8 protein-coding genes are annotated in these 13,001 nt (G+C 32.1%); 6 read left to right on the forward strand and 2 right to left on the reverse strand.

What is annotated here, in order from left to right; all coding sequences use genetic code 11:
• From Q0958_RS16635 to Q0958_RS16650, 4 genes are all read left to right on the forward strand, one after another.
• A partial coding sequence (locus tag Q0958_RS16635; protein ID WP_299125098.1) for a hypothetical protein occupies positions 1–2,148 on the forward strand: 2,148 nt, incomplete at its 5' end.
• Between the two features lie 7 nt (positions 2,149–2,155).
• Positions 2,156–4,993: an FG-GAP-like repeat-containing protein gene (locus Q0958_RS16640; protein WP_299125101.1), complete on the forward strand. Its 2,838-nt coding sequence runs from the start codon at positions 2,156–2,158 to the stop codon at positions 4,991–4,993.
• A gap of 214 nt (positions 4,994–5,207) precedes the next feature.
• The gene (locus Q0958_RS16645) at positions 5,208–5,654 is read left to right on the forward strand and encodes a protein-disulfide reductase DsbD domain-containing protein (RefSeq protein ID WP_235273523.1); all 447 of its coding nucleotides are present in this window, start codon (positions 5,208–5,210) and stop codon (positions 5,652–5,654) included.
• Positions 5,655–5,680: 26 nt separating this feature from the next.
• Positions 5,681–7,660 carry a cytochrome c biogenesis protein CcdA gene (locus tag Q0958_RS16650; protein WP_299125104.1) on the forward strand — a complete coding sequence of 660 codons (1,980 nt, stop codon included), beginning with the start codon at positions 5,681–5,683 and terminating at the stop codon, positions 7,658–7,660.
• 67 nt (positions 7,661–7,727) lie between these two features.
• On the opposite strand, the gene Q0958_RS16655 is transcribed toward Q0958_RS16650, so the two are convergent.
• Positions 7,728–9,035, reverse strand: a complete 1,308-nt coding sequence (locus tag Q0958_RS16655) for a S28 family serine protease (RefSeq protein ID WP_299125107.1) — start codon at positions 9,033–9,035, stop codon at positions 7,728–7,730.
• A 120-nt stretch (positions 9,036–9,155) separates the two neighbouring features.
• Here Q0958_RS16655 and Q0958_RS16660 point away from each other — a divergent pair, with 120 nt between their 5' ends.
• Together Q0958_RS16660 and Q0958_RS16665 are read left to right on the forward strand one after the other, a co-directional pair.
• A complete protein-coding gene (locus Q0958_RS16660) occupies positions 9,156–10,130 on the forward strand; it encodes an ornithine cyclodeaminase family protein (RefSeq protein ID WP_299125109.1) in 975 nt (324 codons plus the stop codon).
• Positions 10,123–11,190, forward strand: a complete 1,068-nt coding sequence (locus Q0958_RS16665) for a proline racemase family protein (protein WP_299125112.1) — start codon at positions 10,123–10,125, stop codon at positions 11,188–11,190. The genes Q0958_RS16660 and Q0958_RS16665 overlap by 8 nt, the downstream gene beginning before the upstream one ends.
• On the opposite strand, the gene Q0958_RS16670 is transcribed toward Q0958_RS16665, so the two are convergent.
• Positions 11,182–12,975 carry an aminopeptidase P family protein gene (locus Q0958_RS16670; RefSeq protein WP_299125114.1) on the reverse strand — a complete coding sequence of 598 codons (1,794 nt, stop codon included), beginning with the start codon at positions 12,973–12,975 and terminating at the stop codon, positions 11,182–11,184. The genes Q0958_RS16665 and Q0958_RS16670 overlap by 9 nt on opposite strands.
• Positions 12,976–13,001 lie beyond the last annotated feature (26 nt).

Raw genomic sequence — 13,001 nt, forward strand, 5'->3', positions numbered from 1 at the left:
GATATTAATACGAATACAACTAACGTAAGTTTAGTAAAAGACGGAACGAACTTAAAATTAACAGATTCAGCAGGAAACGCAGTAACAGTTGCTTTATCAGATATTGATACTAATACAACCAATACAAGTTTAACCAAGGATGGAAATAATTTAAAGTTAACAGATTCAGCGGGTAATTCGGTAACTGTTGCAATTGCGGATATCAATACAACTAACGTAAGTTTAGTAAAAGATGGTACGAACTTAAAGTTAACAGATTCAGCAGGAAATGCAGTAACAGTTGCTTTATCAGATATTGATACTAATACAACCAATACAAGTTTAACCAAGGATGGAAATAATTTAAAGTTAACAGATTCAGCGGGTAATTCGGTAACTGTTCCAATTGCAGATATTAATACGAATACAACTAACGTAAGTTTAGTAAAAGATGGAACGAACTTAAAGCTAACAGATTCAGCGGGTAATGCAGTAACAGTTGCTTTATCAGATATTGATACCAATACAACGAATACAAGTTTAACCAAGGATGGAACAAACTTAAAATTAACAGATTCAGCGGGTAATTCGGTAACTGTTCCAATTGCAGATATTAATACGAATACAACTAACGTAAGTTTAGTAAAAGATGGAACGAACTTAAAGCTAACAGATTCAGCGGGTAATGCAGTAACAGTTGCTTTATCAGATATTGATACCAATACAACGAATACAAGTTTAACCAAGGATGGAACAAACTTAAAATTAACAGATTCAGCGGGTAATTCGGTAACAGTTCCAATTGCAGATATTAATACGAATACAACAAATGTAAGTTTAGTAAAAGACGGAACGAACTTAAAGTTAACAGATTCAGCGGGTAATGCAGTAACTGTTGCTATAGCTGATATTGATACCAATACAACTAATGCAAGTTTAACGAAAGATGGAACTAATTTAAAGTTAACAGATTCAGCGGGTAATTCGGTAACTGTAGCTATAGCTGATATTGATACCAATACAACCAATGCAAGTTTAACAAAAGACGGAACTAATCTAAAGTTAACGGATTCAGCTGGGAATAGTGTAAGTATCCCTTTAACAGATATTACAGGAGGAGTTGTAGATACTAATACGACGAATGTGAGTTTAGCAAAAGATGGAACGAATTTAAAGCTAACAGATTCAGCAGGTAATTCGGTAAGTGTTCCAATTGCAGATATTAATACGAATACAACAAATGTAAGTTTAGTAAAAGACGGAACGAACTTAAAATTAACAGATTCAGCGGGTAATGCAGTAACAGTTGCTTTATCAGATATTGATACCAATACAACCAATACAAGTTTAACGAAGGACGGAACTAATTTAAAGTTAACAGATTCAGCAGGTAATAGCGTAACAATTCCATTGTCGGAATTAGATAACATAACAGGAAAAGCATTAACTTCTACAGATTTAGTTGTGTCAACAGATGGAGCGACTGCTTTATTAAAGGATGTAACGATTGATATAAAAGCAAATGCAGTTACTTCTAATAAGATTTTGAATGAAACGATTTTGTCTGAGGATATTAAAAATGGAGAAGTAAAAACTGATGATATAGCAGATAAAAATGTAACAGTTGCTAAAATTGCTAACGGAACAGCAAATCAAGTATTAATGACAAATGCTGCAGGAACTGATGTAGAATGGAGAACTGTTAATAATACTGTAAAAGAAGTGTTAAGCGCTGAATACGCTGGAGCTACATTGTATGCAGATGGAACAAATAATTTAGGAGTAATGACTTCTGATAATACTGGAGCTACAGGTAATTATATGAACTTCTATGAATGGTCAAGTGGTGAAGCAACAGCTCAAGATTATGATGTAGTGGTTAGATTTACATTACCAAATGATTTTACTTCATGGGACACAAACCCTATTGTAATTGATTATCAAGCTGAAGGTGCTGCAACATTTAGTGCAACAATGTTTTTAGAAAACGGAACAGCTTTAGGTACCATCGCAGCGGCTTCTTCTGCAACATGGACTACAGCAAACTTAAATCCAGGAGCAATGACAGCAGGAAATACAGCCGTTATTTTACTAAAACTAACTAGTGCTGCTGGTGATGCTACTAAAAAAGTAAGAGTAGGTGATATTACACTTAACTATAAAAAATAATAGGATTATGAAGCATATAAAATATATAATTCTATTAGGTATACTGCTCTTTATGGGCGGTATACACAATAGTTATTCGCAAGATACGGACGGGGATGGTGTTATAGATAGTCAAGATATAGATGATGACAATGATGGTATTTTAGATGTGGTAGAAAGTCCTCTTGATGTAGTTTGGATTTCTGATCAATTTGATCAAACTATTTTTTACAGAGGAGATAACTCCAACGGAACCTTTGAAACAGGAGTAATACAAAATATAACTGTGCCAAATATTGGGCTTAACAATTTTGAAGATACATTTATAGGAGATGTAAATAATGACCATTTATTGGATATAATATTTATTTCAGAGCTTGAAAATAGAACTATTTGTTTTAAAGGAAAAGGAGATGGAACTTTTGAAAATGCTTTAATAACTAATATGAATGTTCCTAACATGGGAAGTGCAGGAGGTGAAATAGCATTTTTAAAAGATGCAGACGGCGATGGTTTTTTAGATATATTTTGGATGATAGATTTTAATTGGAGTGTATTTTATAAAGGAAATGGCGATGGAACTTTTCAAAATGCAATAACAACAACGCTTAATGTACCAGAAGTAGGATATGATAATACAAAAGCTTCATTCGCTGGCGATTTAGATAATGATGGTAAAGTGGATATATACACAGTATCGGAAAGTAATCGAAGTATTTTTTATAAAGGGAATGGTAATGGATCTTTTCAAGCTGGAGTTATATCGCTTATAACTATGCCTAATGTAGGTGGGATGAATGATATAGCTGATGCTACATTATCAGGTGATTTAGATAATGATGGTAATCTAGATTTAGTTTGGATATCAGAAACTAATCAAAGTATTTTTTACAAAGGAAACGGAAATGGAACCTTTCAAGGAGGAGTAGCAACATTTGTTAATGTTCATGATGTAGGGCATAGTAATGCTCAAAATACATTTATAGGCGATGTAGATGCTGATGGTAATTTAGATATAGCTTTTTTAACAGAAGCCTTTAATCAAACAATATTTTATAAAGGGAATGGAAATGGGACTTTTCAAGATGGTGTAATAACAAGTCAAGTTATACAAAATATTGGTACAAGTGATAAAGAAATTGCTTTTATGGGAAGTTTTAATTTGGATCCAGATGGTGATAATATTCCAAACCATTTAGATTTAGATTCAGATAATGATGGTATTCCTGACAACGTAGAAGCACAGACTACAGCAGGTTATGTAGCTCCAAATGCTGATACACCAGCTATGTATATTGCTAATAGAGGATTAAATTCTGCATATTTAACGGGAGGTTTAAGGCCTGTAAATACTGATGGAACAGATACTCCAGATTTTACTGATACAGATTCCGATAATCAAGAAGAAGGTGATAGTGTAGAAGGAGGGGTAACTGCAAATCCAACTTATGCAGATGTAAACGGTAGTATCGACAATCCTACAACATTACCTAATTCTGACGGTATCGATGATGTGGATTATAGAGATATTGTTGCACCTGGAGGTGTAAAAATAGGTTTAGGATTTTGGTTGAAAGCAAATGTAGGTACAGTAGGTAGTCCAACTCTTACAGAATGGAAAGATCAATCAACTTTTAAAAGAGATGCTAGTGTAGTTACAGGAGATCCTTCATTTTTTCAATTTAATCTAAGTTATAATCCTGCAATTAGATTTGATGGGAACGATTATTTTACTTTGAATACTGAGCATAAGTTTTTCCCAACTAATTATACAGCTGCTGAAGCTTTTAGTGTAGCGAAAAGTAATTCTTCAGGGACGGATAATGGTCATCCGTATGATTTTGGAGGGGCAAACTCTGCTAGAGGATATTATTATCCAGACCAACAAGGTGTACTTTATCAAGGGTCTTTTACAACAGATCGTTTAGCTTTTAATACAACAACTAATGCGATAATTGATTCAAAAGCAGGTGCACTTGTAACTGGAGATCCTTTAAATTTAGCTAATTGGAATATTTATGGTACGCATAGTGCAGCTAATAATTGGGGAATTCAGTTTAACGGACAGGCTAAAACATCAACAACAGTAAATATTACTGATTTTTCTTTTCCAACAACTAATGGAGTTTATATAGGGGCTGCACAGAATACAAATTTTACAGGAGATATTAGTGAGATAATATTGTATAGTAGAGTGCTTTCTAATGCGGAAAGGCATCGAGTAAATAGTTATAATGCAGTAAAATATGGGATAACTTTAAATCAAACAACTCCAACAAATTATGTTGCAAGTGATGGAACAGTTATATGGGATACATCTGTAAATTCATCATATGCTCATGATATCGCGGGTATTGGTAGAGATGAGGCTTCAGCTTTACATCAAAAACAATCCAAATCAGTAAATGTAGATGCTTTGGTTTCTATAGGTTTAGGAAATGTTGTTGCATCCAATGCTGCGAACACAAATACTTTTACAAATAATAAAAATTTCTTGGTATGGGCAAATAATAATGCAAGTACAACCATGGTTAATTCGGGAATAGCTGTTGCTTTTGCACAAAAAATTAACCGTAATTGGCTGGTAAAAGAAACAGGAACAGTTGAAGAGGTTTTATTACAAATTCCAGATGCTTTAGGAACTGCATTATTTGGTAGTACAGATAATTTAACATTATTCGTAGCAGATGATGAGAATTTTACCACCAATTTGGTAACTGTACCTTTTGTGAAAAATGGTGTTTTTCAGGAGGCAAAAATAAATTTTAACGGAACTAAATATTTTTCTTTTGGAATTCCTAGAACTAGCTTTATGCGTCATGGAAAAACGTTTAAAAATCTTAAAGAAACTAGAATGGAATGGTAAGGATGTGTAAAATATAACGTCTTTAGTAAAGTGAAAGTTAGTAGTTTTTTAAGGTGAAAAGACTAACAAAGTCTATTAAATACTAACAATTAAGAGTAACCAGAAATGGTTGCTCTTTTTTACTATAAACAAACTTTATTTGCTGAAATCGTGTTATTAAAAATAAAGATGCTATTTTTACCGAAATTTTTATAAACCTACTAACTGTATAAAAATGAGGAAATTAATAGTAGTATTGTTATTCTTAACAAGTATCGTGTCGTACGGACAAATCCACAATCCTGTAAAATGGACTACATCTGTAAAGAAAATTTCAGAAAAAGAAGCTGAATTAGTAGCTACGGCAAGTTTAGAAAACGATTGGCATATTTACTCGCAAAATATACCAAAAGGAGGTCCAATCCCTACATTATTTTCTTTTGTTGGTGACCAACGTTACTTAAAAAAGGGAAATACAAAAGAAGGAGAAGGACATGAAGTTGATGATAAGTTGTTTGACATGCGTGTTAAATACTTTGATAAGAAAGCTGTTTTTACACAACGAGTAAGATTAAAAACTACAGAGAAGTTTGTAATTAAAGGAACAGTAGAATACATGGTATGTTCTGGTACAAATTGTTTACCTCCTAAAGAAGTAGATTTATCTTTTTCAGTAAATTAAAAAATTATCCCCTTAATAAAGTTTAAATGAAGAACCTTTTTGCATTCTTGCTCCTTTTTACGATTAGTTTTGGCGTAAAAGGGCAAATTTTCAATCCTATAAAATGGAAAACTAAAGTAGAAAAAACGTCAGAATCAAAGTACAAATTAAAAGCCGAAGCCATAATTGAGCAAGGTTGGACTTTGTATTCTCAGGAAGTTCCACAAGGTGGTCCAATCCCTACTACTTTTACGTATGATGATGAAGGAGGTAAAATTAAATTACTAGGAAATACATCAGAACCTAAAGGAAAATTAAAGTTTACAAAGCTTTTTAATGAAGAAGGAATGAGTATTAAATCCTTCGCTATTAAAGCAGTTTTTGAGCAAGATATAAAATTAGTAGATAGCCAAATAAAAAAGGTAAATGCTTTTGTAGAATTTATTGCTTGTACTGATGAGCAATGTTTACCTCCTAAAGAAGTAGACTTAGTTTTCGATTTAGAGAAAGCTACTGTGGCTACAAAAAAAGGAGAAGCAAATAAAGCAGCTACTAAAGACGGAAAAGCTAAAGAAAAGAAAGGTTTAGTAAGTATTTTTATTATTGCCTTTTTATCTGGTTTTGCAGCATTGTTAACACCATGTGTATTTCCAATGATTCCAATGACGGTTAGCTTTTTTACAAAACAAAGTAAGAGTAAATCGAAAGGAATTAGAAATGCTATTATCTATGGATTATCTATTATAGCAATTTATGTATTGTTAGGATATGTAGTAACTGGAATTTTTGGAGCCGATGCATTAAATGCATTGTCAACTAATGTATGGTTTAACATAGCGTTCTTTTTAATATTAATCATTTTTGCTGTATCATTCCTTGGAGCATTTGAAATTACATTGCCAAGTTCATGGGCAACAAAAGTAGATTCACAAGCAGATAGAGGAGGATTGATAGGAATCTTTTTCATGGCATTAGCCTTAGCAATTGTATCGTTTTCATGTACAGGACCAATTGTTGGAACTTTATTAGTAGAAGCTGCTACTAAAGGAGGAATAGCACCTGTGGTAGGAATGTTAGGATTCTCATCGGCAATTGCTTTACCATTTGCTTTATTTGCAGCATTCCCAGGTTGGTTAAATTCATTACCAAAATCGGGAGGTTGGTTAAATACAGTAAAAGTTGTTTTAGGATTCTTAGAATTAGCATTAGCATTTAAATTCTTATCAAATGCAGATTTAGTATTACAACTGCACTTATTAGAAAGAGAAGTGTTTATTGCTATTTGGATTGCAATTTTTGGAGCATTAGCATTTTATTTATTCGGAAAAATACAATTACCTCACGATAGTCCACAAAGTCATATTTCTGTAGGAAGATTAAGCCTAGGTTTAATAGCTTTATCATTTACTATATATATGATACCAGGTTTATGGGGAGCACCTTTAAATTTAATTAGTGCTTTTCCACCACCACAACATTATAGTGAATCGCCATATGGAGTTGGATTTACAAAACAAGCAACAGTGAGTGTTGCTAACCAACAAAATGATGATCATGGAGGATTGCCAGAAGGAGCACACTTAATGCCTCCTCATGATATTGTGGCTTTTCACGATTATGATAAAGGATTAGCGTATGCTAAAAAAGTTGGAAAACCAGTTATGATCGATTTTACAGGACATGCTTGTGTTAACTGTCGTAAAATGGAACAAAACGTATGGGTAAAACCTAAAGTTTTAGATGTTTTAAAGAATAAAGTAGTATTAATTTCTCTTTATGTAGATGACAAACGACCTTTAGAAGAGAATGAAGTTGTAGATTCTAAGTTAAATCCAGGAAAGAAATTAAAGTATATTGGTCAAAAGTGGAGTGAATTACAGACTATTAAGTATAAGGCTAATTCACAACCATTTTATGTATTAATGGCACATGATGAATCTAACTTAATAGATCCAGTGGCATATACACCTGATGCAGATGAATATTTTAATTGGCTAGAAAAAGGAATAGCGAATTATAAAAAATAAGTAAATAAAAAAAACACTTTAGAATTTTCTAAAGTGTTTTTTTTGAACTAAAAATAAGAGTACCAAACTATTTTACAGGATATAGTTTCACATCTTTTCCTAGCCAAGCCTGTAGTTTGTTGTAAATTTTTTCTTGATCTTCTTTAGAAAAGTGTTTGATTCTTGTACCATGATCAGCATCAGCCAATACCATTTTTAAAGCATCTACATTAGGCTTTGGATTTGGAGCACAAGCACCCCAAGGGTCGTATGCACCATAAATATACAATATGTTGTTTCCTTTGTTTTCAACAAAATCTCTTACCTCTTTGATATAGTTTTCATTGTATGATAAGTCAACATTTTTAGGAGCAAACCTCATGTTAGATGGAGAGCTAACAACTTTTAATAAGTCTTTTACAGGTTCTAAATCAAAACCGTAATATCCTAATTCTTTAATGTGTTGGTAAAAAGAAGGAAGGTAATAATCAAATCCCCAATCGCTATATAAAGAAAAGCCAGATACTTTTACCAAATAGTCAAATAGTTCTTTAGAATTAGCTTTGTCAGAAGGGATTTCATTGCATTTTCCACCCCACTGCCAAAATGAAAAAGGAAATTCTAAAACAGAGTATTCTAAAGCTTCCTCTTGAGAAAGTTCAGTAAAATTCATTTTCTTTTCTTCAGCATAAGAAGTTAAATGATTAAGTATTTCGACTCTGTTTTTTAGAACAGCTCTTTGAAAGTTTTTAATAGCGTTTCTACATTCTTCACTGCCTACTGAATTAATTAAGTTTGTAGTTCTTTCATCTTCCAAACCATTAATTAATGGAGCTACATACGGAACAGCTACATCAACATCATTAGGATATTTAGATTTATAAATTAATGTAGTTTCACCTCCCTTACTAATTCCTGAAGACAACCATTTTCCTTTGTATAAGGTTTTTAATTTGCTTACAATAGCATGATAATCTTCAATAGCATTATCGTTGGTTAAATATTTCCAAGGAATAGAGTCGGGTCTAGATTTTCCATACATTCTATATTCAACAATAACTTGATTTCCTTTTAAAAGCTTACTTAATTCAGTAGTTCTATTTCTTGAAGCATAACCATCAGTAATAATTACTGTTGGGTTTTTATAATCGGCATGAGAAACATACATATAATGTTTAAAAGTTCCTTCTGATGGATTTTTAGGATTTAAATTTTGTTCCAAAACAACTTGATAGGCATCAGTAAAGTGATCGTTAACTTTAATAGAGTCTATTTGAGCTTTAGGAAATAAGTTTTGTAGTTGGGTTTTAAATGTGATTTCCTTTTTCTCTTTTGTTTCTTTACAAGAAATAAGAGTTATTAGAAAAAGAAAAGGTAAAAATTTAAATAGTTTCATAATCAAATATTTATTGGTTAAAATTAAAGGCTTTAGAAAACTCGATATGATACTATTTTATCTATATTAATGTAAATATTGATGTGTATTAGGGTAAGATATTCTTAAAAACTAAAAAACATGTACTTTTATCCTATGAACCCTATTATTCAAATAAGTAGCGATTTTATTGAAGGAAATACGAGTTTTCCTAAGCTAATAGCTGAATTAAAAAAAAGCTTTTCAAAAAAAGATGTGATTGTTCCTATGAGGCATCATCACGATTTTCCTAATCCAGAGGTTGAATCAGATTCTACATTATTGTTAATGCCAGCTTGGGAACCCAATAAAAATGCAGGAGTAAAAATAGTAACAGTAAGTCCGGAGAATGGTCAATTTAATTTACCTTCTATAAATGGGACATACATATACTTAGATGCTTTAAAAGGTACTATTAAAGCTATTTTAGAAGCAAAAAGTTTAACAGTAAAAAGAACGGCTGCTGCTTCAGCTTTGGCATCCACATTTTTATCAAAAGAAAATTCGAGTTCTTTATTAATGATTGGTACAGGAGCTTTATCAGTTAATCTTATTAAAGCGCATGCTTCAGTTAGACCTATAAAAGAAGTGTTTGTTTGGGGAAGGAACTTTAAAAAAGCTGTTAATATAGTTAATAGTTTACAAGTAGAAAACTTCTCTATAACGGCCATTCAAACTATTGAAGAGAAAATAGGAGAGGTAGATATTATTTCCTGCGCAACATTATCAGCAACACCTTTAGTTTTAGGTAAGTTGATAAGAGAAGGACAACATATAGACTTAGTAGGAGCGTATAAAAAGAATATGCGAGAAGCTGACGATGATGTGATAACGAAAGCAACGGTATTTGTAGATACTTTTCAAGGAGGTTTAAAAGAAAGCGGAGATATAGTAATACCATTGGAAAATGGAACGCTTAAAGAGGAGGAAATCAAAGCAGATTTATTTGAATTAAGTTCAGATCAGAAAAAAGGAAGAATTTCAGAAACAGAAATAACAGTTTTTAAATCGGTAGGGCATGCTCTTGAAGATTTAGCAGCTGCAAATTATTATTACAATCAATATACCAATGAGTAAAACATACCAAAATATACTTTCAAAAACAGAGTTCAATCCGTCTGAAGATTGGTTGCAAATCAAAACTATTGATATGCATACTGGGGGAGAACCTTTACGTGTTATTGTAGACGGGTTTCCAGAATTAAAAGGAAATTCGGTATTAGAATATCGTAGATATTGTAAAGAAAATTATGATCATTTAAGAACAGCATTAATGTTTGAACCACGTGGTCATGCAGATATGTATGGTTGTATTTTATTACCACCTAATGATGATGAAGGTGATTTTGGAATTCTGTTTTTACATAACGAAGGGTATTCTACAATGTGCGGGCATGCCATTATAGCTATTTCTACGTTGGCAATAGAAATGAATTGGGTAAATGTAAAAGAGGGTGATAATATTTTAAAAATTGATGCGCCTTGTGGTAGAATTACATCATATGCAAATGTAAAAGATGGAAAAGTAACAGGAGTTCGTTTTCATTGTGTACCTAGCTTTGTTGTAGGTTTAGACAGAAAGGTAAATGTAGATGGAGTAGGAGAGGTAGTGTATGATTTAGCTTATGGAGGTGCTTTTTATGCATATGTTGATATGGCTAAAAATAATTTAGATTTTGATTTAACTCCTAATTCTTACCGAAAATTAATAAGCAAGGGAATGGATATTAAACATGCGGTAATGAATGAAGATAAAGAAGTGAAACATCCATATGAAGAAGATTTAAGCTTTTTATATGGAACTATTTTTATCGATAATACAAAACAAGAGTCAGGTAATGATAGTAGAAATGTATGCATTTTTGCTGAAGGTGAAGTAGATCGTTGTCCTACCGGATCAGGAGTGTCAGGAAGAATGGCAATACATAAGGCTAGAAAAGAAATAGACCTTGGAGAAACTATGACTATAGAAAGTATAACAGGTTCTGTATTTAAAGGGTCCGTAGTTTCAGAAGACCAATATGGTTCGTTTACATCAGTAATACCACAAGTAGAAGGAACTGCTTATATTACAGGAAAACAAACTTTTATAATAGATCCTGATGACCCAATGAAAGACGGATTTATACTAAGATAATTTTATAGGTTTACATTTGTTTTGTAACCAACTCACTTCATTATTATTTAATAAAGGAGTGAGTTTTTTTATGACTTCTTGATGATAAGAATTTAACCATTCAATTTCTTTATTGGTTAACATAGTAACATTGATTAGTAGTGTGTCTATGTAACAAAGAGTTAAAGGTCTAAAGCCTAAAAATATACCAAATTCAGTTTCTTGGACTACTTCAGAAAGAACAATGTTTTCAATACGAATTCCAAATTCATTGGTAACATAACAACCAGGTTCTATGGTTGTAAATTGATTGGCTAAGTGAGGAGTTGTACCTCTAGCAGTTGTGGGTCCAGTAGCAAAGCCTTGAGCAGGCTCATGTACCATACCAAAACTTCCAATACCATGTCCAGTTCCATGAGGGTAGTTTAAACCGTTTTGCCATAAATGCATACGAGCAAAAGCATCAATTTGAGTTCCTGTAGTTCCTAAAGGAAATTGTTGTTGTTCTAAAGAAATATATCCTTTTAAAACTGATGTGTATGCTGTTTTAATTTTTTCAGAAGGAGTACCTCCTAACCATATAGTTCGTGTAATATCTGTAGTACCGTCTTTATATTGAGCGCCACTATCTAATAATAAAACACCTTCATTTTTTATGATAGAAGAACCTTGTTCTGGTGCTGTATAGTGAATAATAGCGCCATTTTTTTTATACCCAACAATGGCAGCAAAAGATTCACCAACATAATACTCTTGTTGTTGTCTAAAACTTTCTAGTTTTTTTCCTAATTCGTATTCAGAAATTGATTTTTTTTCTAATTCTTTTTCCAGCCAAATAAAGAATTTTGTTAATGCTACACCGTCTTTTAGCATACAGTTTTCTTCACCTTGTATTTCAACAGTGTTTTTTATGGCTTTTAACTCTTTAACTATTGAGTTTTGATACTGGAATTTACCATTTACGGCATCAAATACAGCATAATTTAAAGAAGAAGAATCAGTAATAATATTTTTATCATTGGTTAATGAAGGTAAAATAGTTGCAATTGAATCGTAAGAAACTATTTCAATATGTAGTTTTTCAAAAGCAGTAATAGCAGATTGAGAAAATCTATTTTTATTACAGAATAAAAGAGTTTTTTCTTTTCCTACTAAAGCATATGCAGTAACCAGGGGGGTAAAATCAACATCACGAGAACGAATGTTAAACAACCAAGCTATTTCATCTAATGAAGAAAAGAAATAAAAATCGGCGTTTTGTTTTTGAATTTCTTCTTGAACTTTTGAAAGTTTTGAAGCAGTAGTTTCTCCGCTAAATTCAAAAGGATGTATATCTATTTCAAAATTTGGAAGACTTGGTCTGTCTGTCCAAATATGTTTCGCAAAATGAGGCTCGTTTTGTAGTTGAATTTGCTTTTCATTGGTAAAACTCAATATATAATCTACTTGCGATTTAGAGAATTGACGGTAATCTATTCCTATAACCGAATTGTTTTTTAGCAAATTACAAAGCCATTTTACATGTTCTGGTGCGTGAGGTATAGATTGTTTGTGAAGTTTAACTTCAGTATTTCCACATTCGTCATCAAACTGTAAAAAGTAACGAGAATCTGTCCATAGTGCAGTTGTATCTTGTGTAACAACTAATGTTCCAGCTGAACCAGTAAACCCAGAAAAGTATTCACGTAATTTCCAATAATCAGCTACATATTCTGATTGATGTAAATCTGTTGAAGGAATAATAAATGCATCTATTTTTTTTAGAAGCATTTCTTTTCTTAAGGCTGCTAGTTTTTCTGAAATCATTCGATAAAATTAATAAATTTAAAAAT

Source organism: uncultured Tenacibaculum sp. (genome assembly GCF_947499065.1).
Lineage (GTDB): Bacteria > Bacteroidota > Bacteroidia > Flavobacteriales > Flavobacteriaceae > Polaribacter.